This window comes from Streptomyces sp. NPDC056835 (assembly GCF_042789485.1).
Lineage (GTDB): Bacteria > Actinomycetota > Actinomycetes > Streptomycetales > Streptomycetaceae > Streptomyces.
Map to the genome: position 1 here is coordinate 153,754 of NZ_JBHUBB010000018.1, position 24,043 is coordinate 177,796.

Sequence of the window (24,043 nt, forward strand, 5' to 3'; positions counted from 1 at the left end):
ATACTTCCTGGAGTACCGGACACAACCTGTCCTCTACCTCCGCCATCGTGGCATACGAGCCGTTCGGGAGGCATGCCCCCTGGTCACGGCAGCCGCCGCTCGGCATCGACGGCCGACGGCACACATTCGTCACACCGAGGCAAGGAGCAGGTCATGTCCGTCACGACCACCACTCACCTGAACTTCCGGGGCACCGCACGTGAGGCGCTGGACTTCTACCAGTCCGTCTTCGGCGGACGTACGGTCGTGGTCACCTACAAGGACGCGGGCGCCGTACGGAACGAGAGCGAGGCGGACTGGGTGATGTGGGGCGAGGTGGCCGGCGACAACGGCTTCCACGTCATGGCCTACGACGTGCCCTCGCAACTGCCCTGGAACCAGGGCGAGAACCCGTTCTTCGTCTCCGTGCGTGGAGACGAAGCCGAGGAGATCAGCGCCCTGTGGAGCAAGCTCGCCGAGGGCTCGACCATCGTGAGTCCACTGGAGCCCGCGCAGTGGGCGCCGCTGTACGGCATGCTCACCGACCGCTTCGGCGTCACCTGGGTCCTGGACGTCACCGCTCCGTACAACGGCTGAACCAACCAACCAACCAACCGAGGTCGACGCGATCGTCCCGCCCGGCACCGACATCGGCCCGCTGGACGTCTCCTACATATCTCCCTCCCTCACCCACACGGACCTGCGTCGACGCCCGTGCCCTCAAGCGCGCCACCTTCGCCCGCCAGCACCTGCTCAAGCGCAGCGACAGATCCGTGTCGGAACAGTTGCCCCTCTGTCCTGGCGAGCCCGCCGCGACACCATGCCGCGCCGACGAGTGCTAGGAACCTACCGGCGCGAACTGGCCGGCATCGACGTGGACGAGGTCGCCGTCCCGGGCGGGGCTCATCGTCCTGCCCGGCACACATGTTCCACAGTCACCAAAATCAGTTCAGAAAACTCAGAGGATGACCATGAAACTGTTGTTCAGCGCAACCCCTGCCTTTGGTCACATACTGCCCTTGGTCCCGCTCATGCAGGCGGCGGTCAGTGCCGGCCATACCGTGGGGCTGCTGTCGAGTGCGGAGTTCCGGGCCGCGGTCGGCGAGGAACTTCCTCCGGAGGTGGAGTTCCTCGCCGCGGGCGTGATGCCGGACGTGTTCTCCGAGGAAGCGGGCCGCCGCACCGGTGCCGACGTATTCCATCCAACACCCTCGACCATCGGTGAGATCTTCGGCGGCGCCCGTGTCGACCTCGCTGTCGAGGAGAGCATCGGGCAGGCCACCGAATGGGCTCCGGACCTGGTTGTCGCCGAGCCGTTCGACGCGGTCGGTCCGCTCGTTGCCGCTCGGCTCGGCGCCGTATGGCACAAAGCCGGCATCGGCCCGTCGCTGCCCGCTGTGATCACCGATGAGATCGAGCGCGTGGCCTCGGCCCGGTACGACCGGCTGCACCTTCGCCCGGTCGCCGCCTCAAGCTACATCGACCCGTGTCCGCAGCAACTGCAGGACCCGGACTGGTCCCCCGTCACCCCGGTGCGGGCTGTCCGGCCCCAGGCCCACCGCCGGTCGAAGGACGTCGCGCTCGACCTGCCCGACTTCAGTGAGCGCGACAAGCCGACGGCGCTCGTCACGTTGGGGACGATTTTCTCCGACCCGGACACCCTTTCCGCGGCAGTGGCGGCGGTCGCGGAGACCGGGGTCAACGTGATCGCCACGCTTGGCTCGTCCCTGAGGCATCCCACCGCGAGCCGGACAGCCCGAGCCGACTCAACGAATGTGCGGTACGTGCCTTTTGTTCCACTGGACCAGTTGCTCGAAAAGGTCGATCTCGTGGTGGGCGCCGGAGGTGTCGGCACAGTTGTCGGCACCCTCGCGCACGGTCTCCCGATGGTGCTCTGGCCCCAAGGTGCCGACCAGCCCATCAACGCCGCCCGCGCCGCCGCATCAGGGGCCTCGATCACGGTCGACTCGGCAGCAGGGATTTCTCCGGCCGTGGCGGCAGTGCTCGGACAGGGCACGTACCGCCACCGCGCCGAGCAAATCGCAGCCGATATCGCCAAGCTTCCCCCGGCAGCCACAGTGATCGCGGAGATCACGAATCCGTAGCGGGCAGCCGCAGTCATCAGCCGTGGTCAGCAATGACCACATGGATCGCTTCACCTGAGATCAGCGGCAGGATGAGGATCGCGGGGAGGGTGGCGATCGTTACGGACTCGCCGGCGCGGCACAGGGCTGCGGTGGTGGCCGCCATCGCGGTCATCAGCGGCATCCTTCTGGGGGTTCCGCGTGGTGATGACGATCCGTCCTTTTCCGTCCTGGGCCCGCGCCGTCGACGGGGAGGTCGTGCACTGCGTGTCCCTGGCTCAGGCCGAACGACAGGGCAGAGGGGTGAGGGGTGTTCTGAGACGATGTCGGAGACGGTACCCGAGGCTGCGATTTTCCCCTGGTGCGTGATCGCCAGGTGGTCGGCGAGGGATTCTGCTTCTTCGAGGTAGTGGGTTGTGAGCAGGATGGTCGTGCCTTGTTCACGCAGGTTCTTGATGAGCTGCCACGTGGCGTGGCGTCCTTCGGCACCCATGCCGGCAGTTGGTTCGTCGGGGAACAGGATCTCGGGCTGTGTCAGGGTCGCGGTGGCCAGGCTGAGGCGGCGTTTCTCGCCGCCGGAGAGATTCTGCACCATGACGTCCGCTCGGTGTGTCAGGCCGGTGAGTTCCAGTGCCTCGACTGCGGGGCGGGGCCGGGTGCCGTCGGTGATGGGGCTGTTGGAGGAGCGGGAGCGTGCTGCCCGGCAGCGGGTGGAGGTCCTTCAGGCCGAGACGTGCGGTTCCTGGATCCAGCCCTTGTCGCGTCGGCGCTGCCCGAACGCGTGGACACGGTCCCACACGGGGAAGTCCGAGGGCATCGCCCGCCAGGTGATGCCGCCCGCGACCAGATAGAGGGCACGGGCCGCTCGGCCCTGGGCTTGTCCTTCGGTCGAAGCGCGCGGGCCGAATCCACCAACGCCCCGTAGCGGGTGGCGAGTTCGGCACACGCCTTGTTGATCTTCGGGTGGCAGAGGTCGGGCTTGTCGACCCCGGTCTTCAGGTTGTCGGGCACGAGCCGGCGCGGGACACCAGAGGCGTAGGGACCTCCCGTCCAACCCGGCAAGAGCACGCCCACGCTCGGCGCTCACGGTGTTGGCTGGTCCGTCGGCTCGTCAGGCGCCTTGTCAGAGGGTCACGTCCCAGATCCGTACGACTCCGTCACGACCGGCGGTCACGGCGACCGCGCGATCCTGCATCGTGGTGACCACCACAGCTTCAACGCCCCCATTGTGGCCGGTCAGCGGCGGCCCGACTTGCCGACCGCCGGCAAGGTCCCAGATCCGCACGGTCCCGTCCTCACCGCCGGTCACCGCGACCGCACGGTCGCCGACCATGGCGACATCCAAGGCATTGATGCAGCCCTCATGAACGGTGGACGGTTCGCGGATCGGATCGTCGTCTTCGTCCCCGGACAGGTCGAATACGTACACCTTTCCGCAGTCCGTGCCCGCGACGACGACCGGACGACCGTCGAGCTGGGACAATGCGACGGCGTATGCCCTCTCCTCGTCGTCCATATAGAACGATGCGACCTGCTCGCCATTTGCCGCATCCCACACCTCTACCCCTTCCTCCCCGCCCCCGACGACCAGCGAGCGGCCGTCGATGCTTACGGTGGCGAGACCCCAGATGGAGCCGGCGTCCAGCTCCATCGGAGACTCCTCACCGGACAGCCCCCACACCCGGACTCCGTCCCAGTGGACCCCACTACTTGCCACGAACAGTGGCGGTCCCTCGCCTTTCACCGCGGCGATGGACGAGACGTAGGGCTCGGCGTAGGTCGTCCCGCGGAGCAACTCGCCGCTGTCCAGGTCCCAGATGGCCGCTCCCTGTTCATCGCCGCCGGCGGCCACTACCACGCGCCCGTCGGAAACCGCCACGGCAACCGAGTCGATATCGTTCTTGGCATCCGGGTACTCGGTAGCTAGTGGGTCCTCGGCGAAGGCGTACGCCAACGGCCTCTCCTGCCACTCGTCCTGCAACGGGGCCCAGCTCCACAGCGCGCATAAGCCGGTGCACACCACCAAAGACGCCCCGTCCACGTCGACCACAGCAAGGCCGTTGATCCGGTGCTTGTCAGGCGCCGCACTACTCAGAATCAAACGTTCGTCAGACACCCGGGCAGGATACTCGGCGCGTCCGACAGTCCGAATGACACCCAGAGATGCCCGCTACAGGAGACGCCACCAAGCCACCGCGAAACGTTGGGGTTCACCCGCCACACCGCTGGTTACGAACTGCCGTCATATGACGAACGGTCAGGGGCTGCGCTAGAAGAGCAGCCCCTGACCAGCGCTGACAGCGAACTACGGCTGGAGTACTGGACATTAACGTCAGCCGTCCAAGACAGCGGGCCGGCTACTTCAAGGAGAGCTTGCTGGACCACATCGGCACTGCCAGGACCCACCACCGCGTCAACGCCCCCTTCGAGCCCGGCCTTCCCCTGCCCTTCGTCCGCACCCGCGATCCGCGAGCTGGAGGAAGAACGCGACATCCTCCGCAAGGCGGCCCGGTATTTCGCCGGGGAGACGCGCTGGTGACCCGCTTCCAGTTCATTGCCGATCACCAGCGCCGTCTTGGCGTGAACCGGCTGTCGTGTCTGCCGTTCTTCTGCGAGCCCCCGAGCGTTCGAGAGTATCCCCGTCGCCCCGCCAACCCGATCCGGTAGGCGGGCAGGTGACGGTTCGCCTGAGCGCCGCAGCACCCTGCGGCAGCGACCTGCCCAAGTGGGGCAGCACCGCCGATCCGCGCGCGGGGCGGATCGGTTTCCCCATCCACGAATGTGTCGGTCACGTGGCCGACGCCGAGCGGCTGCTCGCCCGGGGCACCCCGGCGAAGAACTTCACCTCGTCCCCGGACACCAAGGACCGGGTCGGACATGGCACCCATGTCGCCTCGACCGCGGCACCCTGGGCGACGGCCCAGTCGATACCGGCGATGGCGCCGGAGTCCTCAAACCGGATCTCACCGCTCCTGGTGTGGGCACCACCGCCGCCGTCATCGCGACCGGCGCCGAACAGACCGTGCGCACCACAGCCGCCGTGGACCGCGAAGTCGAGTCGTACGACCTGACCCTCGGCTACGTGGGCCGTGACGGAAAGCCCAACGTGGCCGTCTTCACCCGCCTGTTCCAAGGGGATGGGCGCGACTCGCCGAACTCATCGCCGACCTCCGCACCGAGGACCCGGACTTCGACCACTGGTGGACCACCCACCGGGTCGCGAGCAAGGCCATCGGCACCCCGGCCTGGCCGAATTCGTCAACGGCCCCGGGGGCGAGGACATGAGCGACGAGTTCGGCGTCCGTGCGGTCCTCTACCTCGGCTGAACGGGGCGCATGTTCCGTCCCGTTCGGCCGTGACTCATGACGGCGTGAAGATCCGATCAATCGCGATGGCCGATTCCCGTTCCCCGCATTGCTGTTGAGGACTGTCTTCGCCAGAGGAGAGGCCAAGGGGGACATTTTGTCATGGAGAAAAACTAATCTTCGGATAGTTCAGCGCCGACCCTTGACCCTCCTAGACCTCCGATGTTCACTACGCCTGACGACGCCGCCTCGTCGCAAATCACCGCTTCGCTCAGCCAGCGCCCTCGCGCGCCCCGAGAGAGGACCGGATAGTGCGCACTGTGTCCCGTGCCCTGATCGCGCTCGTTGTGGCGGCCATGTCGCTCGTCGCCGCACCGGGGGCCCCACCCGCCGGGGCGGCGCCCGCCTCGACCGCCGACCCGGCCGTGGCCCGAACCCGGACCGGTGCCCAGGCCCAGCCCGCCGCCCCGGCCGATGCTGCCGCGCCCCTCACCAAGGTCCTGGTCTTCTCCAAGACCGCCGGATTCCGGCACTCGGCCATCCCGGCCGGAATCGCCGCCGTCCAAAAGCTCGGCGCGGCCAACTGGTTCACCGTCACCGCCACGGAGGACGCGGGTGCGTTCACCGCCGCCAACCTGGCGCAGTACCAGGCGGTGATCTGGCTCTCCACCACCGGCGACGTGCTGAACCCCGCGCAGCAGACCGCCTTCGAGTCGTATGTCGCGAACGGCGGTGGTTACGTCGGCGTGCACGCCGCGGCCGACACCGAGTACGACTGGCCCTGGTACGGCGGGCTCGTCGGCGCGTACTTCGCCTCACACCCCGCCACCCAGCCGGCCACCGTCAAGGTCGAGGACCGGGCGTCCGTCTCCACCTCGCATCTGCCGCAGCGCTGGACCCGCACCGACGAGTGGTACAACTACCGCGCCAATCCGCGCTCGGCGGTGAAGGTGCTCGCCAGTCTGGACGAGACGTCGTACTCCGGAGGCACCATGGGCGATCATCCGATCACCTGGTGCCAGGACTACCGGGGCGGACGGTCCTGGTACACCGGGCTCGGCCACACCGAGGAGTCGTACGCGGACCCCGCCTTCACCACCATGCTCCTCGGCGGCATCCAGACCGCGGCGCGCGCCAAGGCCGCCGACTGCCGTCCGGAGACCGGCTACACGCCGCTGTTCGACGGCAGCCAGGCCAGCCTCGACACGTGGCGGCAGGCGGGTGCGGGCAGTTTCAGCCTCGCCGACGGCACGCTCTCCTCGGTCGGTGGCATGGGCCTGCTCTGGTATCCGGTGACCCCTTTCGCCAACTACTCGCTCAAGGCCGACTGGATGATGCCGGGCGACGACAACGGCGGCGTCTTCATCGGCTTCCCCGACCCGCAGGGCGACCCCTGGAAGCCGGTCGACCTCGGCCACGAGATCCAGATCGACGCGTCCGACGGCGACCCGACCCGTACCACCGGGAGCGTCTACAGCTTCCGGGCTCCCGACACGGCGGCGCGGGCGGCGGCGCTCAACCCGCCCGGGTCCTGGAACAGTTACGAGATCGCGGTGCACGGCAGGCACGTCGAGATCCGGCTCAACGGCGTCAAGATCAACGACTACACCAGCAACCGTGACATCGCCCTCGGTCACATAGGCCTGCAGAACGACGGCGCGGGCCTGGACATCAACTACCGCGACGTCCGCATCAAGCAGGACGGCGCGCCGGCCACCGATCTGGCGCGGGGCAAGCCCGTCACGGTCACCAGCGTCGAGCCCGGCAGCACGCACGTGGGTGCCAACGCGGTGGACGGCGACTCCGCCACCCGCTGGGGCAGTGCGCACTCCGACCCGCAGTCGATCACCGTCGACCTCGGCGGCGTCCATGCGCTCCAGCGGGTCCGGCTCAACTGGGAGACCGCGCACGCCACGGCGTACACGGTCCAGACGTCCACGGACAACGTCACCTGGCGCACCGTCAGTACGGTCACGGCGGGCAACGGGGGTCTCGACGAGATCGCCGTGAGCGGCACCGGGCGGTACGTACGGGTCCAGGGCACCACACGCGCGACGCAGTACGGCTACTCCCTGTGGGACCTGGCCGTGTACGGCACCGGTCAGTGACCAGTCACCACTCGATCGACCCGCCCGGACGACCCGGGGCGTGACAGCACACCTGTCGCGCCCCGGGCCCTCGGGCGCCCCCACCCCGCGATCGGCCCCTGGAGGTTCCGTGTTGTCGCGCGCTGTCGCCTGCCTGACCGCCCTGTTAACCCTGACCGCGCTTCTGCTCGCGCCCAGTGCCGTGGCAGCCGGCCCGGGGGCCGGCGGGAGACCCGCGGCCACCTCCGCGACGACCACCGACCGCAACGCCGTCGCCCCGCCGCCCACCAGCGGCTTCGAGAAGGTCAAGCTCGACGGCGGTCTCGGCATGGGCGAGCCGATCGAGCTCGCCGTACTGCCCGACGGCAAGGTCCTCTACATCAACCGCGGTACCAGCGCCGCCGGCGGCCAGGTCCGCCTCTACAACCCCGTCACCAAGTCCACGACGGTCGCGCTGACCATCCCCCTGGACGCCCGCTTCGAGGACGGGCTGATCGGCATCACCCTGCACCCGAAGTTCGCCACCACCGGCTGGGTGATGCTGTTCTACTCGCCCAAGAGCACCCCGCTGGTGAACCGGATATCCCGGTTCACCTTCAGCCAGAGCACCAACACCATCGCCCCGGCCAGCGAAGACATGATCATCGAGTGGCCGACCGAACGTGAGATGTGCTGCCACTCGGCCGGCTCCATGTCCTGGGACACGGCGGGCAACCTCTACTTCGCGGTCGGCGACAACACCAACTCCGGCGGCGACGCGCAGGGCATGGCCCCGATCGACGAACGCCCGTCGCGGCACGCGCAGTTCGACGCCCAGCGCACCTCGGGCAACGCGAACGATCTGCGCGGCAAGATCAACCGCATCCACCCGGAGGACAACGGCACGTACACGGTCCCGGACGGCAACCTCTTCGCCAAGGGCACCGCGGGCACCCGTCCCGAGGTCTATGTGATGGGCGTGCGCAACCCGTACCGCGTCTGGGTCGACAAGAAGGCGAACAACACCCTGTACTGGGGCGAGGTCGGCCCCGACGCCGGAGCGACCATCCCCGCGCGCGGCCCGGCGGCGTACGACGAGTTCAACCGGGCGACCGGCCCGGGCAACTACGGCTGGCCGTACTGCGGCGGCCCCGACGTGGCGTACAACGACTGGGACTTCGCGGCCGACCGGCCGCGCGGCTGGTTCCCCTGCGGCGGCGGCACCGGCCCGGTCAACAACTCCCCGCGTAACACCGGCATCCAGCAACTGCCGCCCACCAAACCGTCGTTGGTGTGGGAGCAGCATGGCGGCAGCAAGGAGTGGCCGCAGCTCGACAACCCCGGCGGCTGCGGTTCGCCCAACCACACCGAGGTCTACCACTACGACGCGAATCTCAACTCCGACGTCAAGTGGCCTCAGTACTACGACAACAAGCTGCTGATCTCCGAGTACTGCCGTAACTGGATCAAGGAAGTGCGGTTCAGCAACGGCAACGCGTCCACCGGTACGCCGACGGCGATCGAGCCGGTCCTGGACGGTATGACGTTCGTCCACCCGATCGACATGGAGTTCGGGCCCGACGGCTCGCTCTATCTCCTCGAATACGGCAGCGGCTACTTCTCGGGCGCCGAGGATGCCGGTCTCTACAAGATCAACTATGCGCAGGGCGGCCGGTCGCCCCTCGCCAAGGCCTCCGTGAACAAGGACAACGGACTCGCGCCGCTGGCCGTAACGTTCTCCAGCGTCGGCAGCAGCGACCCGGACAACAACCCGCTCAGCTACGCGTGGGACTTCACCGACAACGGAAGCACCGATTCCACCGCCGCCAACCCGTCCTTCACCTATCCGTCGAACGGCAGCTTCCAGGCGAGACTCACGGTCAGCGACGGCACCGGCCGCACCGGCACCGCGACGATCCCGGTCGTGGTCGGCAACAACCGCCCCACGCTGACGATCTCGCAGCCACCGGCGGGCGGCGCGTTCGAGTGGAACGAGAACGTCACCGTCACCGCGTCGGCGACCGACCCCGAAGACGGCACGACCGGCCCGATCGACTGCTCGAAGGTGATCGTACGAATCGCCCTGGGCCACCAGGAGCACGCGCACGAGGTCGCCGAAGGCACCGGATGCTCCACGACCTTCAACACCGGACCGATCCACTCCGGCCTGGACGCCACGCAGTTCTACGTGGTGCGGGCGAGCTACACGGACAAAGGCGCCGACGGCACCGTACCGCTGACCGGAGAGAAGGAGCTCAGCCTCTGGCCCAAGAAGTGGCAGGCGGAGCACTTCGCGCAGCTCTCCGGCCCCCAGATCATCACGGCCGCCGGGGCCGAGGGCGGCAAACGTCTGGGCGACGTGCAGAACAACGAGTGGGTCAAGTACCACCCGGTGAGCCTCAAGGGCGTCACCGGCATCAGGGCCCGTGTCTCCTCCGACAGGGCGGGGAACGTGGCGACCTTCCGGTACGACTCCATCACCGGCCCGGTGGTCGCGCGGGTGACCGTGCCCAACACCGGCGGCTGGGAGACGTACGCCGAGGTGAACGTGGACGTCACGAACGCCGTGGAGCAGCCGCGTGATCTCTTCGTGGTCTTCACCGGCGGCTCCGGCGCCATTCTCGACCTCGACAGCTACACCTTCACCGGGCCCGGCATCAGCCGTCCCGGCTCCATGACCGCCCGTGGGAGTGATGCACAGTGACCACCGCGAGATCCGACCGGCCGGCGGGATCGGCCGCACGTACGAGACGCACGAGCACACGCACGAACACACGCGGGAGAACACGCGCCGGGCGCCTGCTGGGCGCGCTCCTCGTCCTCGTCTGCGTCGTGAGCGGCCTGTCGGGCCTCTCACCGGCCGTGGCCTCACCCACCGACGCCGCCTTCAACTCCTCGACCGGCGCGCTGAACGTGGACTACGCGAATTACCTGTCCAAGCACGACATCGTCTACAACCGGCCGACCACCGAGCCCAAGCACGGTCTCACGGTCGGCAACGGCCGTACCGGCGCGATGGCCTGGCAGAACAACGGCTTCCACATGCAGGTGTCCGGTGTGGACACCTCGCAGCAGACCGCCTTCGGCGCCGGGCTGCTCAACCTGTCCACCACCCCGGCGATGGACAGCGGCTACTCCACCTTCCAACAGCGCCTCTCCCTCTACGACGGCACCCTCACCACCAAGTACGACAACAACCGCACCGTCACGGTGATGGGCAAGCCCAACTCGGAGGTCATGGGCATCCATGTGGAGGACACCCGCTCCGGGGTCTCCGCGATCAACCTGGATCTGAGCCTGTGGGACGTCGCCGGGCTCGGCAACAGCGGTGATGTGCCGAACATCGAGACCTGGCGGACGGTGTCCACGTACGCGGACTCCATCGGCGCCGGACTCAGCCGCGGCCAGACGGACCCGCAGAACTTCGGCTACACCCTCGGCGCGACCGTGGAGGGCGCCGCGTACACCGCGCGCGTCGTCGACGGCCGTACGGTGCGGCTCTCGATCACACCGGACTCCAGCTACACCATCTGGTTCACCGCGAGCACCCGTCTCAACGCCCCGAGCCACAACTCGGTCGCCGAGGCCAAGCGCGCGCTCGCGGAGGTCAAGGCCGCCGGATACACCAGCACCAACAACAGCTATCTCAACTGGTGGCACGCGTTCTGGCAGAAGTCGTTCGTCCAGTACTCCAACGGGTCCCGTGAAGCGGACTACATGGAGAACGTCTACTACCTCTCCACCTACATGATCGCGGCGGCCGGATACGGAAACTATCCCGCCCACTTCATCAACGGCGTCTTCCGGGCCACCGGGGACGCCACGAAATGGAGCAACTCGTACTGGTACTGGAATCAACGGGACATCTACAACTCGTTCCTGGCCTCCAATCACGCCGATCTCATGACCGGGTTCAACAACCTCTACAGCCGCAATTTCGACGCGCTGAAGGCGTACACCAGGACCCGGTACAACGTGGACGGCATCTGGGTGCCGGAGACGATGGGCTGGGACGGCAACGCGCGCGGTACGGTCAACAGCGACTTCACCAACAACATATGGTCGACCGGCACCGAGGCCGCGTACAACATGTACCTCCAGTACACGTATACGAACGACACCGACTACCTGCGGAACACGGCCTATCCGTTCATGCGCGAGGTCGCCAAGTTCTACCAGGCGAAGCTGTCGTTCAACAGCTCGACCGGCAAGTACTACGTGGCCACGTCCCACGCGCACGAGACGTACTGGAACGTGCCGAACGCGATCACCGACCTGGCGGCCGTACGCACCCTGTTCCCGCTCGCCATCAAGGCGAGCAACCAGCTGGGCCTGGACGCCTCACTGCGACCGCAGTGGCAGAACATCCTGGACAACCTGATCGCATATCCCTCCGACACCAACGCGAACACCTATCTGCCGCATACGCCCCCGATCGCGCAGACGCGTAACAACGAGAATGTCGCGGCCGAACTGATCTGGCCGTACGACCTCACCGGTATCGGCTATCCCGACCAGCAGAAGGCGATCAACACCTGGAACGTCAGGCCGTTCCCGTACGGAAACGTATGGGCCAACGACGCGATCCAGGCCGCCAGACTCGGGCTCGGAAATCAGACGCTCCAGGGTCTGAAGACCATGCTGCAGAAGTACCAGAACTACCCGAACGGCATGACCAGCAACACCAACGGCGTCTTCGAATATCTCGGCGTGCATCTGGCCGCGACGAACGAGTCGCTGCTCCAGTCGTACAACGACAAGATCCGGGTCTTTCCCGCCGTGCCCACCGATTCCACCTTCGTCGGCAAATTCAGCCTGCTGGCCAAGGGCGGATTCATGGTCAGTTCGGAGAGGGAGGCCGGCGAGGTCAAGTACGTCGGGCTGAAGAGCCAGTTCGGCAACGCGGCCCGCGTCGTCAATCCGTGGGGGACCCAGGAGGTCAGGGTCCGCAGGACCTCCGACAACGCCATCGTGACGACGTCCAGCGGCGCCGAGATCACCTTCAACACCGGGGCGAACCAGGTGTACGTCGTCGAGCGGACCGCCAAACCGCTCAGCTCCTACAGTCAGACGCAGCTCACCGGCACCGCGAACCAGGGCATGAAGTCCCTGGCCGGCACCAGTTCCACGCTGGGGTCGAACGCGACCGCCGACCCGATGGTGAACAACACCGCGCTGACGTACGACAGCAACTGGCATCTCACGAACAGCCGCGGTTACGGCGACTTCAACGACGACACCCACCACAGCACCACGGTGGACGCGGTCGCGTCGTACACCTTCACCGGCACCGGGATCCAGTATCTGTCCGAACGCAACGGCGATATGGGGACGGTCGACGTCTATCTCGACAACGTCTTCCAGGCCACGGTGAATCTCAGGGCCGACGGCGCGAGACAGGTCCAGCAGGTCGTGTGGCAGAAGCAGGGGCTCGCTCGTGGCTCGCACACGATCAGGATCGTGAACCGCAGTACCTCCGTGGGGATGGTGGACGCGTTGCGTATCACTCCCTGACCCCCATCCTGACGAACCCCCCATGACCGTGGCCCCGCGCGGAGGACGCCGCGCGGGGCCACACCATGAGGGGGGAATGCCCGGCGACCTTGGGTGATGGGTCGCCGGGCGCACGGGATCCGGCAACGGGGTCGGGTCGGTCCACGCGCCGCACGACGACCGCGAGTCCGGGCACGCCCCCGGACCCGATCCGTCGTCTCGGGGGCGGGGCCGGGGCGTTGACCACCGCGGACGGCGGGCCGCCGCCTGCCCCCGGGAGGCCGGCCTGCGACTGCCGAGCGTCACGCTCGAAAAAGCCCCTGCGGCCCGGCACACCAAAGCACCCGGAAAGCCCCTGCGTGCCACCCTCCAGGACTTTCCCGCTTGCCAGGCAGGGGGGATCGATCGAAAGACTCCTGGGCGACTGGATGGACACCCAGGGCGCTTCTCACCCTAGGCCCGCATGGGGCCTTGGGTATTCTGGAAACCGTCTCGTCGCCTTCCCGGTGCCGGGATCCGCGGGCCTTGAGGGTCCTCTTTGGCTTGCCCGCGACGCGTTTTCCGTCCAGCGATCCGACCGCTTCCGCACCGTGGCGTGCGGGAGCACGGTTTGCCGTGCCCGAAAAGAGAGCATTGTGACTACTTCCGGCGCTCACGCCGCCCCCGAAAGTTCCGGCGCCGAGCAGAACGGCCATGCCGGGTCCGCTGCGTATGACGCCAACGCGATCACCGTCCTGGACGGGCTCGACGCCGTCCGCAAGCGGCCCGGGATGTACATCGGCTCCACAGGAGAACGGGGTCTGCACCATCTGGTGCAGGAGATCGTGGACAACTCCGTCGACGAGGCGCTGGCCGGGGTGGCCGACCGGATCGATGTGACGATCCTGGCCGACGGCGGCGTACGGGTGGTCGACAACGGGCGCGGCATCCCGGTGGGGATGCATCCGGTGGAGAAGAGGCCGGCCGTCGAGGTGGTGCTGACGGTGCTGCACGCGGGCGGCAAGTTCGGGGGCAGCGGGTACGCCGTCTCCGGCGGTCTGCACGGTGTGGGCCTGTCGGTGGTCAACGCGCTCTCGACCAGGCTGTCGGCCGAGATCTGGACCGACGGCTACCGGTGGACCCAGGAGTACAAGGACGGGGCGCCGACCGCGCCGCCGGCCCGCCACGAGGCCACCTCGAAGACGGGCACGTCCCTGACGTTCTGGGCGGACGGCGGCATCTTCGAGACCACCGTGTACTCCTTCGAGACGCTGGCCCGGCGGTTTCAGGAGATGGCCTTCCTCAACCGGGGACTGACCCTGACCCTCACCGATGAGCGTGCCTCCGCCCGCGCGACGGCCGCGGCCGACGAAGCGGGTCCGGACACCGCCGGGGAGCAGGCGGCGAAGACGGTCTCCCACCGCTACGACGGCGGCATCACCGACTTCGTCGCCTACCTCAATACCCGCAAGGGTGAGCCGGTCCACCCCTCCGTCGTCTCCATCGCCGCCGAGGACACCGAGCGGCTGCTGTCGGTGGAGGTCGCGCTGCAGTGGAACAGCCAATTCGCCGACAGCGTCTACTCCTACGCCAACACCATCCACACCCACGAGGGCGGCACCCACGAGGAGGGCTTCCGCACGGCGCTGACCACGGTCGCCAACCGGTACGCGCGCGAGAAGAAACTGCTGCGGGACAAGGACGGCAACCTCACCGGTGAGGACATCCGCGAGGGTCTGACCGCGATCATCGCGGTCAAGCTGAGTGAGCCGCAGTTCGAGGGCCAGACCAAGTCCAAGCTGGGCAACACCGAGGCCAGGACGTTCGTGCAGAAGGTCGTGCACGAACACCTGACGGACTGGTTCGACAGCAACCCCAACGAGGCGGCCGACATCGTCCGCAAGGCGATCCAGGCGACCACCGCCCGGCTGGCGGCCCGCAAGGCACGGGACCTGACCCGCCGCAAGGGCCTGCTGGAGTCAGCGGCCCTGCCGGGCAAGCTGTCCGACTGCCAGTCCAACGATCCGGCGAAGAGCGAGATCTTCATCGTCGAGGGCGACTCCGCCGGCGGCTCGGCCAAGTCCGGCCGCAACCCGCGGTATCAGGCGATCCTCCCCATCCGCGGCAAGATCCTCAACGTCGAGAAGGCCCGTATCGACAAGATCCTGCACAACCAGGAGGTCCAGTCGATGATCTCCGCGTTCGGCACGGGCGTGCACGAGGACTTCCACATCGAGAAGCTCCGGTACCACAAGATCATTCTGATGGCGGACGCCGACGTCGACGGCCAGCACATCAACACCCTGCTGCTGACCTTCCTGTTCCGCTTCATGCGGCCGCTGATCGACCACGGACATGTCTACCTCTCCCGCCCGCCGCTCTACAAGATCAAGTGGAGCCGGGACCACGTGGCGTACGCCTACTCCGACCGTGAACGAGACGTCCTGCTGGAACGGGGCCGGCAGGACGGCCGCCGGGTCAGGGACGACTCCATCCAGCGGTTCAAGGGCCTGGGCGAGATGAACGCCGAGGAGCTGCGCGTCACGACCATGGACCAGGAGCACCGTGTCCTGGGCCAGGTCACCCTTGATGACGCGGCCGTTGCCGACGCCCTCTTCTCCGTCCTGATGGGCGAGGACGTCGAGGCCCGGCGCTCCTTCATCCAGCGCAACGCCAAGGACGTGCGCTTCCTCGACATCTGATCGCGCCGGCTCCTGGCCGCCCACTCGCAAGCGCCCCGGCATGTACATCGGCTCCAGCGACAGCCGCGGTCTGATGCGTTGCCTGGGGGAGATTATCGACAACGCCGTCGACGAGGCTCTACTCCACGCCCGGCGGATGAGCCGTAGGATCCTACGGCTTTCGGGACCAGCGCTGTCTCGCGTCTGGGTAGGGTTCATCGTTCGAGTGCCAGCGCCCGCCTGCCCAGAGGAACCCCGTGTGGCTCGTAGTTCAGTCCGACCGAACCTTTCCATACAACGACGGCCCTCAAGGCGCCATCGTCGTCCCTGACAGCTGGGACGATTTCGGGTACAGAACCACCTACGACCTTTGGTTCCGCCCCGCCAACGACGCCAGGCCGATCGAGATCGGACGCGTCAAGATCGCACACGCCGATCAGGAACCCGGTGATCACCCTCTACCCGCGGGGACCTTCAGCTCCCTCTTGCAGGTGGGCGACGGGCGATGGTTCTCCCTCGGCCAAAGTGACGTGTATTACGACAACCTCAGAAAACAAGGTCCCCTCGCTCTCGGCGTCCTGGGACTCCTGCACGACCTCGCGTTCACATCCCGACCCGAGAAGATTCCCCACTGGCACGGAGAACAACTCGACACCGCCCTCACCTACCCGGTTACCACCGTCTCCTTGCTGCGCAGCGTCGAGGAACAGACCATCCGGGGCCAGTTCCACCGCATCGCATGGGGCGGCCCCCGCCTGACGCCGTACCAGTTCGACTTCACCCCGGGCCCCGAGACGGAAGCGCTGGAGTTCAGGGTCCGCCCGGACTCCAACCCGCCGAGCAACATCCACGTGCTCGTCGGGCGCAACGGCGTGGGCAAGACCAGGCTGCTGCGTAGCATTGCGCAGGCCGTAGTACACCCGGATCAGCCGGGCACCGCTGGGTCGGTCGCCATCATCCCCACGGCCAACCCCGCAGACGACCACGGCTTCGTGAACGTCGTGTCTGTGACATTCAGCCCGTTCGACCGGCTGGCCGGCTCCGCGGACGGCTCCGGCCAGGCGGCAGCCAGCCACGTTCACGTCGGCCTCCGCAAGGCCGGTGACGAACTCGGCAGCAGCACGGACCGGTTCCTGGCAATAGAGTTCATGTCTTCCCTCATGGAGGTGCTTGCGTCTCCACAGAACATCTTGTGGTTCCAATGCCTGGCCCTGCTGAGCCGGGATCCGCACTTCGCTGACCTCCCCATCCACGCCCTCGCTCAACGCGTTGTGGCCCATGGCGGAGAAAACGACTTGCGACGACGACTGGGTCAGGTTCTCGTTCAAGCCTTCGACGAGCTGAGCTCGGGCCACGCCATCGTACTGCTGACCATCACCAAACTCGTCGGGCACGTTGCGGAGCAATCCCTCGTACTCATCGACGAGCCAGAAGCCCACCTGCACCCGCCTTTGCTCGCCTCTTTCATCCAGACGCTGTCGCACCTTCTCACCAACCGCAATGGTGTCGCGCTGATCGCGACTCATTCGCCTGTCGTCCTCCAGGAGGTTCCCCGCTCCTGCGTGCTCAAGCTCAGCCGGAACGGCAATCACAGCCGTGCGCGACGTCCTCGGATCGAGACCTACGGCGAGAACGTGGGCGTCCTGACCCACGAAATCTTCGGTCTCGAAGTGATGCAGTCAGGCTTCTACTCCGAAATCGAGAACGCCGTTGCGAAGTTCGCCACCTACGACGAGGTGCTCGGCCACTTCGACCAGCAGCTCGGTGACGAGGCCAAGAGCCTGGTCCGCATCCTGCTCGCGGACAACGAGCGCGAGGACGACTGATGTGGCCTCTGGACCCGCCCTCGCACAGCGCCGGGGACAGTTGGGAGACCTGTACCAGCCTGTCCCGCGACACCGAAAACAATGGGAATCTCGGCACCAGGCTCCGAGAAGCCGTCGGCATTGCCCGAGCGGCGGCGGACGCCCTCCGGGCTGCTGCCGAATCCCGCAACCTCCACAACCTGGACCCGGCGGACTTCAAGATCGAGAACATAGCCGATAAGACGGTGACAGATATCGCCTATGTAAGCGGCATGACCAAAGGCCCCGGCCGCATAATCTACGACACGCTCATGGCCGCTCCCGAGGACGAGCTGTGCCCGCTCTGTCGACACAGCGACGTCAGCCAACTCGACCATGTCATGCCCAAGGCGGACTACCCAGCCCTGTGTGTCGCTCCGCAAAATCTCGTGCCGGTTTGCGGAATTTGCAATCACACCAAGAGCAACCAGACCTCAAGAGAAGCCAACAAGGTGCTTCTCCATCCGTACTTCGAACATACTGACACAGCGAGCTGGCTTCACGCGGAAGTCACCCCCGGAAGCGGCGGACGGCTCAGATACTTCGCCGCCGCGCCACCACACTGGGACCGGGTGTTCGCCGACCGCGTCCAATATCAATTCGATTTCCTCGGCTTGGGCAAGCGCTACAGCAGCAAGGCCAACCAGACCCTTAATGGCATGCGGTATTTGTTCACCCAGCATCTAAGCCCCACCAGCTCAATCGATCTCCGGACCCACCTGGAAGGCCTCGCCACAAGCCACCTGCGCGACGACCTCAACAACTGGACAGGCGTGGCCTACCGCGCCTGGGCCGCGGACGACGCTTTCTGTGAAGGGTCCTTCGTCCCGCCTCCGTAGGCACGGAGGCTCGGGCGCACTCGTGCTTGCTGGTTCTGCTCGGGGTGCGTGCGGACGGCACCAAGGAGCTGATTGCGCTCGCCGAGGGGCTGCGGAAGTCGGCCGAGTCGTGGGCCGACTTGCTGCGCGACTGCCGCCGACGCGCCATGCGCGACCCCGAGCTGTTGGTCGGCGACGGCGCGATGGGCCTGTGGGAAGGCACTTCGGGAGGTGTTCCCCGCCGCCCGGCATCAAAGGTGCCGGGTCCACAAGGCCCGAACTGTGGCGAACGCCCTACCGAAGTCCGCGCAGCCGGGCGCGACGAAGGCGATGCAGGAGATCTACAACGCCGAGGACCGCGCGCACCCCGAGAAGGCGATCACGGCGTTCGAGAAGACCAACGGCGCCAAGTGGCCCAAGGCCGTCGCAAAGATCACCGACGATGCGGAGGAACTGCTGGCTCTCTACGACTTCCCGGCCGAGCACTGGATCCGCCTGCGGACCACGAACCCGATCGAGTCGACGTTCTCCGCCGTCAAGCCCCGCACCAAGGTCACCCGTGGTGCGGGCAGCCCAGCGGCGGCCCTCGCGATGGTATTCAAGCTCGTCGAATCAGCTCGGGCCCGCTGGCGCGCGATCACCGGCGCCCAACTGGTCGCGCTGGTCCGTGCCGGTGCCCGGTTCGAGAACGACGTCCTCGTCGAGCGCGCTGAAGTACGGGCTGCGTAACCACGGTGTGGCCCCACCAGCGACGAAGCCAGCACAGAATTGGGAGAAGACGCTCAGTAGACGATGGACACGATCTGGCAGACAGCTCCGGCAAGCTGACGTTCCCCCCGGATGTTGGCGCGTGTCAGGGCTGTACTGGGCTCGATGCCGCGGGTGCACAAGAGCCAGGCCGTCTCCGCGTCCAGCGTCACTGATGCGACCGGCCGCCCGTTGGGTGCCGCGGCCAGTGACCATCGGCCCTCGGTCGCCGTCACGGTCCAGATGCCGCCAGCTGGACCAATGATGGCCATCCGGACCTGGGCTCCGACGGTTGCGGAGGTGCCGTGCATCGTGTGAGGCAGGGCCCGCATGAAGGTGTCCAGGACCGTGGCGAGAGCCCGAGGCTCCGAATCCGTGCCGCGGCCGGTGGCATGGCGGATCTGCTGGCGGTGCGTCCAGTACTCGGTGAACTCCCGTGCGATGTCCAGCCATGTAGGTGCCGGGTCTGCCCCTGCCCAGGACACTCCCAGTCCCGCGGTACCAAGGTCGGCGGCCTCGAATTGGCGGTTGACCTGGGCACCTGCCAGTTCCAGGGCTTCGATGAGCTCGGCCGGGCTGTGGCCGGTGTGGAGGTCGACCCAGTCCTGGTTGACACGATGGATGAACGCTTCCAGGGTCTCGCCGGGTGCGAAGGCAGGCCGAAATCCCTCTGTGCTCCAGCCGAGGCGGCCGCAGTAGTCACCGAGGACGTGTGCGGCGAGGTCCTTCACGCTCCAGCCCGGGACCGCCGGCTCGTTCCATTCAGCAGGTCGCAGCGCGCGCAGCAGGTCCAGGAGGGAGGCCATCTCCGGCCCGAACAGAGGGCGGGCGTCGATCGGTGTGCCTAGCCAGGACGCGTCGGACACGCCGTTGGTCTGGGGACTCATATGCGGAGCCTGGCAGTCTGCGGGCCCAGCCTGCCAGCGAATACCGTCTTCGCGTGGAGTCCCCCCGGCGGGGGGGGCACACGACCAACCGGTCAAATCCTGGGCCGTGGGGGTCAGCTCTGGCCGCCCTGACCGGCGCTACCGATCGGACCGACCTTCACCGGGGAGCCCGACCCGTCCGAGGCGGGCAGCGTCGCGGAGCCCGGCCACTCAAGCGAGAACGACTTCGTCTCGTCCGGCGGTGTCACCACAAGCGCCGTGACGCGGACGCCGGAGCCTCCCGACTCGTTGATCGGGTAGTTGATGCCGAAGAACGTCGACTCCCCGTCCTTGAGGATGGATTCGTCCGCCCCCTGACCAGTGCGCTCCGCGGACAGCGTCCCTGAGCTGGTCTTCAGGTCGACGCCCGCGTACGCGGACAGCACGCAGTCCCGGCCGCCGCCGTTCTTCAGCTCCACCGCGACGGTGCCCTCGGTGTCGCCGCCGATGGTGCTGTCCGCCGCCGTGATATCCAGATCGTCGGTGCGGCACTTGTCGACCGTGCCGTTCTCGTTGGAGCCGGTCCCGGCGACCGTGCCCCGCTCGCCGGAGCTCTTCCCGGTGGAGCTCTTCCCGGTGGAGTCCTCCCCGGTGGAGTCCGTCCCACTGCCCTGATCCGAACCGCCGGCCGAGGGAGACGCGGTGGACGCGGCCGAAGGGTTGCTCTGTCCCGTGAGGTCCTCTTCGTTGCAGGCCGTTAGCGCGAGACTCGCGACAACGGCCAGGGTGGCGAAGGTCAGCTTGTGAACGCGCATCGATTCTTCCTCAGTATCGGTCGGGGGTGCCGGCTGCTCGGTACGAGCGAGCGTTTCTGATCACCAGGACCCGCCCGGCCCGGCAGACCGTTGCACCCAACCGCCCCCTAATACATCGCTGTTACACGTACAGCCAGGCACAACACGCAACCGCCACCGGGTACACCCCTGCCCGCACCCGTCCCTCCCGCTCCTCTGCGGTGACCCTCCCCTGCCACCGCCCGGCCCAGGAAACGGGGCCCGCACACGGGTGCGCCGCACGGCTCCGGGGCGTGCCGCCGATGGTCCCGGACGGCGGTTCCGGCGGCCGCTGCGTACCTTCTCGTGGCCGTCGCTCGCTGGGACAGACCCGTAACTCGGCGGATCTTGACCCCAACCGGCGCCATAGCCTCCGCGTGGGTCTCTGCCCACTGGTCGTGCGGGCCCCGTAGGCACGCGGAGAGCGTCGGGTTCTCGTCGAGCATCCGGGAGAGGTCCGGGCCCGCGAGTCCGGCGACCGGGCTCTGTTCGCGACGGCGGCCTCGAAGGCGCCGCGAAGCGCGGCGAGTGCGGACTCCCCGTCGCGTGCCCGGCGGGGCCGGCCTCAGCTGGGCCAGGTGTCCTCGCGGAGCTCTGTCGCGAGGGCCGTGTCGGGCGGTGTGCTTCGGCGATGCGGGGGCGTGTGCCACTGCGGATCCCCTGCTGACCGAAGCTGTCAACCGGCAGGCAGTGGAGTGGCTCTCGCACGCTCGGGATTGGGTCGAGGCGCCCGCGTTCCGGAGGAACACAGGCGCCCCTGACGCTTCTCAGCCGAGCCGGTCGGCTACCTGCTCGCGCAGGTCGGGAAGCATTTCGTAGAGCTTGGCGCCCGGGCAGGCCGTCATGTTCACGTCCCTGTGGCTGGAGATGACCGGTACGTCGAGCACCGTGCCCACCGGGTGCGGGTTGGTGCCGCCTCCGCCGGCCGAGACGAGCTGTGTGGAGCCTTCCGGGTTCAGCTGGTACTGGCCGCTCTTCCAGGCGAGCAGGTCGGCCAGGCTCTTGACCATGGCTTCGCCCGGCGTCGGGTCAGGGCCGGTGTCCTCACCGCCTTCGCTGTTGTTCGGCTCGAAGTTGCCGAGCATCGCGACACCGAAGGTGTTGGTGTTGAAGCCAGATGCGTGGCCGCCGAGTATGCCGGGAATCGCGGTGCCGGGCTGCATCTCGATGGAGCCCTTGCGGCCTTCCCAGATGCCACCGAAACGGTCGACGACGAAGTGATAGGGGAAGTCGCCGTAGCCGAGGACCTTGATGTGCTGGACGTAGATGCCGTTGATGATCTGCGGCACCTGGTCCTGGGTATAGGAGTTGTTCCCCGTCACGGTGTGATGGACGATAGCGGCCTTGATCGAGGGCTGGGTCTTGTACCCGGGATCGGCCAGCGTCTCGTCCGCGCCCCAGTCCTTCCGCAGCTTCACCTCCGGCTGTCCGGCCTGCGCGGACCGCGGCTGACGGTCCGAGGAAGAGCTGGCCGGACTCTGGGCCGGGTCGATGAACGACAGCCGCAGGTCCTGCGGCAGACCGCCCCTCGGAGACGTGAAGCGGACCTCCACCCCGTCCGCGTCGTCCGTGTAGAAGGCGGGCGCGCCGGCCCGCTTCGCCTCCTCGGCCACACCCTCGTCCAGCTCCAGGGGAACCTCCCGCCACGAATCCCAGGCCCCGTTGCGGTGGATCCGTGTCTCGGCGGTCAGCCCGTCGTCAACGGCGGACTCCTTCTTCCAGCTGAGGCCGATCGACGAGAAGCGCTTCCCGGTGATCTCACCAGTGGAGAACACCTTCCCGGCCTGTGATGCCGCCTTCGCCGACAGGGCGCCGGAGGGCTTGCCGTTGCTGTCGGTGAGCGTGGCGTCTTCGACCTGAGAGGACTCCGCCGCCGCCGCTTCAATCGCCGCCGCCGCGGTGCTGGTACCCGCGGCGGCGAGGGGCGCCGTCAGTGACACCACACCGAGGGCGATCGCGGGGATCGTCTTACGAAATTGCATGAACTTCCCTATGTCGTAACCGTGCCTCACGCCGCAGCACGAGGAGACGCGACGTGGTAACCGACCAGTGTCGCGCCAGGCTCGCACGGCTGTGGGCCTCGGTACAGCTGTCTTCGGACTTCTCGCGCACAGCTCCTCCGCGGAGGTGCCCCCGGCCGGCAGGCCATCGGCGCTGCGCACGTTGATCATGAGGTCAGATGCAAGCTCTGCGTCGAAAGTTCTTGGTGAGGCAAAACTTTCTGAGATCGGCGTTCCGAGTCAGGCCGCGCTCGTTCGTCCACCTGATGAAGTTCGGTCGCCGGGCTTGCGGCGCTGTTCATGGGTGATCGGGCCAATGCGGCCGACTGCCAGAACTCTCCTTGCTGCGGTCTGGCCAGGTGCAACATGTGCAGCTACGCGGTCAACAAGGACCGTTACACCTGCCCGAGCGGATACCACCGGAGAACGTGGAGCTGTGTCAGTGGCAGCGGCCGGTACTACTGCGGCGAGTGTGCCAAGGGCACCGACTGCTGGACCGGTCCGTTCGCCTGCTCCATATGGTTCGGCCCGGACCCGGTCTGACTCGTCCGCGCACGCTGAGAGGTAGGGGAAGCCGGGCACCATGACATTGATGGTTCTGTGGGCGGTGAGCCTGGCGGCGGTGGCCGGGTTCGCCCAACTGTTCAGTCCTTGAGGCCAGTCCTTCATCGGATTCGTCCGCCCCTTCGTGCAAGGGGATTCTGACATCATGCGGCGGAGGAACCTGCGCTTCGTCGTGATTCTCGCGCTCGCTCACATCGCCGCCGCTGGATTCATGGTCGCGCTTCTCTACCAGATCGGCTCTGTCACGTTCGGTCATCTTCCGTATGAGGTACGGATGGTGGCGTGCGGGGCGGCCGCTGTCGTGGGCATTGCGCTGGATGCCCGTGCGATCAAAATCACCGGCACGATCGCCGAGACCGTCGGCAGGGTCAATGTGCCCCCGGGCGCGTGGGGTCTGAACAGCAACGTCATCATCTTCACTCCGGCCGGCTACACGGCCACCCCGGGCAACGGCTGCGTGGCCGTGGCCGCCGACCAGACCAAGTGCATCGCCACCGCCGGGCCCATCATCGTCAGCTGAGCACTCGGCCCGTCGTTTGTGCCGATCGTTCGTTCCGGCGCTCAATTCGCCGCATCTGGAGGGGCGTTCGCCGACCGGCGGCCACCCCGTCGCGGTGCCACGACTGGTTCCGAATAGTGGTCGCCCTCTGGACCGCCGAGGTAGCGACTGTCACGGCCATACAAGCGGACATGGGTTCGAAAGACCTGAAAGGCAATACGTGCGGGTCGGGCACCTCTCAAGCGCCCATCGCGAAGGTCGTCGCCGGACGGGCCGCACCACGGC

Annotated in this window: 16 protein-coding genes and 2 pseudogenes; 12 read left to right on the top strand and 6 right to left on the bottom strand. The window is 67.2% G+C overall.

The genetic code is table 11. The annotated features are described in order from the left end of the window. The first annotated feature begins 153 nt into the window (after positions 1–153). Complete coding sequence (locus ACFRMN_RS21930; protein WP_383022082.1) at positions 154–576, top strand: VOC family protein; 423 nt, start codon at positions 154–156, stop codon at positions 574–576. Positions 577–944: 368 nt separating this feature from the next. After that, the gene (locus ACFRMN_RS21935; RefSeq protein ID WP_383022084.1) at positions 945–2,084 is read left to right on the top strand and encodes a glycosyltransferase; all 1,140 of its coding nucleotides are present in this window, start codon (positions 945–947) and stop codon (positions 2,082–2,084) included. 283 nt (positions 2,085–2,367) lie between these two features. On the opposite strand, the pseudogene ACFRMN_RS21940 reads toward ACFRMN_RS21935, so the two are convergent. From ACFRMN_RS21940 to ACFRMN_RS21950, 3 genes and pseudogenes are all read right to left on the bottom strand, one after another. Next, a pseudogene (locus ACFRMN_RS21940) lies at positions 2,368–2,712 on the bottom strand (ATP-binding cassette domain-containing protein); the annotation flags it as partial. A gap of 72 nt (positions 2,713–2,784) precedes the next feature. Beyond that, positions 2,785–3,009 (bottom strand): hypothetical protein, encoded by a 225-nt coding sequence (locus ACFRMN_RS21945; protein ID WP_383022085.1) that lies wholly within the window; start codon positions 3,007–3,009, stop codon positions 2,785–2,787. 177 nt (positions 3,010–3,186) lie between these two features. Further along, a complete protein-coding gene (locus ACFRMN_RS21950; protein ID WP_383022087.1) occupies positions 3,187–4,179 on the bottom strand; it encodes a WD40 repeat domain-containing protein in 993 nt (330 codons plus the stop codon). Positions 4,180–4,738: 559 nt separating this feature from the next. On the opposite strand from ACFRMN_RS21950, the gene ACFRMN_RS21955 reads away from it, so the two are divergent. From ACFRMN_RS21955 to ACFRMN_RS21990, 8 genes and pseudogenes are all read left to right on the top strand, one after another. Beyond that, entirely contained in the window at positions 4,739–5,134 is a 396-nt protein-coding gene (locus tag ACFRMN_RS21955) for a hypothetical protein (RefSeq protein ID WP_383022118.1), read from the top strand. Positions 5,135–5,724: 590 nt separating this feature from the next. After that, on the top strand, positions 5,725–7,476 hold the full coding sequence (locus ACFRMN_RS21960) for a ThuA domain-containing protein (protein WP_383022116.1): 1,752 nt from the start codon (positions 5,725–5,727) through the stop codon (positions 7,474–7,476). Between the two features lie 109 nt (positions 7,477–7,585). Further along, positions 7,586–10,138: a PQQ-dependent sugar dehydrogenase gene (locus tag ACFRMN_RS21965; RefSeq protein ID WP_383022089.1), complete on the top strand. Its 2,553-nt coding sequence runs from the start codon at positions 7,586–7,588 to the stop codon at positions 10,136–10,138. Between the two features lie 128 nt (positions 10,139–10,266). After that, the gene (locus ACFRMN_RS21970) at positions 10,267–12,948 is read left to right on the top strand and encodes a glycoside hydrolase family 95-like protein (RefSeq protein WP_383022090.1); all 2,682 of its coding nucleotides are present in this window, start codon (positions 10,267–10,269) and stop codon (positions 12,946–12,948) included. Between the two features lie 614 nt (positions 12,949–13,562). Further along, positions 13,563–15,608 (top strand): DNA topoisomerase (ATP-hydrolyzing) subunit B, encoded by a 2,046-nt coding sequence (gene gyrB, locus ACFRMN_RS21975; RefSeq protein WP_383022091.1) that lies wholly within the window; start codon positions 13,563–13,565, stop codon positions 15,606–15,608. A 236-nt stretch (positions 15,609–15,844) separates the two neighbouring features. Further along, positions 15,845–17,413 (top strand): AAA family ATPase, encoded by a 1,569-nt coding sequence (locus ACFRMN_RS21980; protein WP_383022093.1) that lies wholly within the window; start codon positions 15,845–15,847, stop codon positions 17,411–17,413. Further along, positions 17,413–18,270, top strand: coding sequence for a hypothetical protein (locus tag ACFRMN_RS21985; RefSeq protein WP_383022094.1), 858 nt, complete (start codon positions 17,413–17,415; stop codon positions 18,268–18,270). The genes ACFRMN_RS21980 and ACFRMN_RS21985 overlap by 1 nt, the downstream gene beginning before the upstream one ends. A gap of 23 nt (positions 18,271–18,293) precedes the next feature. After that, positions 18,294–18,978: pseudogene (locus ACFRMN_RS21990) on the top strand (IS256 family transposase); the annotation flags it as partial. A gap of 53 nt (positions 18,979–19,031) precedes the next feature. Here the strand turns inward: ACFRMN_RS21990 and ACFRMN_RS21995 are convergent. From ACFRMN_RS21995 to ACFRMN_RS22005, 3 genes are all read right to left on the bottom strand, one after another. Beyond that, on the bottom strand, positions 19,032–19,883 hold the full coding sequence (locus ACFRMN_RS21995; protein ID WP_383022096.1) for a maleylpyruvate isomerase family mycothiol-dependent enzyme: 852 nt from the start codon (positions 19,881–19,883) through the stop codon (positions 19,032–19,034). A gap of 113 nt (positions 19,884–19,996) precedes the next feature. Next, entirely contained in the window at positions 19,997–20,677 is a 681-nt protein-coding gene (locus ACFRMN_RS22000; RefSeq protein ID WP_383022097.1) for a DUF4232 domain-containing protein, read from the bottom strand. Positions 20,678–21,462: 785 nt separating this feature from the next. Then, the gene (locus tag ACFRMN_RS22005; protein WP_383022099.1) at positions 21,463–22,677 is read right to left on the bottom strand and encodes an N-acetylmuramoyl-L-alanine amidase; all 1,215 of its coding nucleotides are present in this window, start codon (positions 22,675–22,677) and stop codon (positions 21,463–21,465) included. 384 nt (positions 22,678–23,061) lie between these two features. On the opposite strand from ACFRMN_RS22005, the gene ACFRMN_RS22010 reads away from it, so the two are divergent. Continuing rightward, on the top strand, positions 23,062–23,238 hold the full coding sequence (locus ACFRMN_RS22010) for a hypothetical protein (protein WP_383022101.1): 177 nt from the start codon (positions 23,062–23,064) through the stop codon (positions 23,236–23,238). Positions 23,239–23,404: 166 nt separating this feature from the next. Continuing rightward, complete coding sequence (locus ACFRMN_RS22015; RefSeq protein ID WP_383022103.1) at positions 23,405–23,779, top strand: hypothetical protein; 375 nt, start codon at positions 23,405–23,407, stop codon at positions 23,777–23,779. The last annotated feature ends 264 nt before the right edge of the window (positions 23,780–24,043 follow it).

What these genes read in the sequence shown, in the direction of transcription:
- ACFRMN_RS21930 (WP_383022082.1), top strand. Translation starts at nt 154, where the DNA reads ATGTCCGTCACGACCACCACTCACCTGAACTTCCGGGGCACCGCACGT.
- ACFRMN_RS21935 (WP_383022084.1), top strand. Translation starts at nt 945, where the DNA reads ATGACCATGAAACTGTTGTTCAGCGCAACCCCTGCCTTTGGTCACATA.
- ACFRMN_RS21960 (WP_383022116.1), top strand. Translation starts at nt 5,725, where the DNA reads ATGTCGCTCGTCGCCGCACCGGGGGCCCCACCCGCCGGGGCGGCGCCC.
- ACFRMN_RS21985 (WP_383022094.1), top strand. Translation starts at nt 17,413, where the DNA reads ATGTGGCCTCTGGACCCGCCCTCGCACAGCGCCGGGGACAGTTGGGAG.
- ACFRMN_RS21995 (WP_383022096.1), bottom strand. Translation starts at nt 19,883, where the DNA reads ATGAGTCCCCAGACCAACGGCGTGTCCGACGCGTCCTGGCTAGGCACA.
- ACFRMN_RS22000 (WP_383022097.1), bottom strand. Translation starts at nt 20,677, where the DNA reads ATGCGCGTTCACAAGCTGACCTTCGCCACCCTGGCCGTTGTCGCGAGT.
- ACFRMN_RS22005 (WP_383022099.1), bottom strand. Translation starts at nt 22,677, where the DNA reads ATGCAATTTCGTAAGACGATCCCCGCGATCGCCCTCGGTGTGGTGTCA.
- ACFRMN_RS22010 (WP_383022101.1), top strand. Translation starts at nt 23,062, where the DNA reads ATGTGCAGCTACGCGGTCAACAAGGACCGTTACACCTGCCCGAGCGGA.
- ACFRMN_RS22015 (WP_383022103.1), top strand. Translation starts at nt 23,405, where the DNA reads ATGCGGCGGAGGAACCTGCGCTTCGTCGTGATTCTCGCGCTCGCTCAC.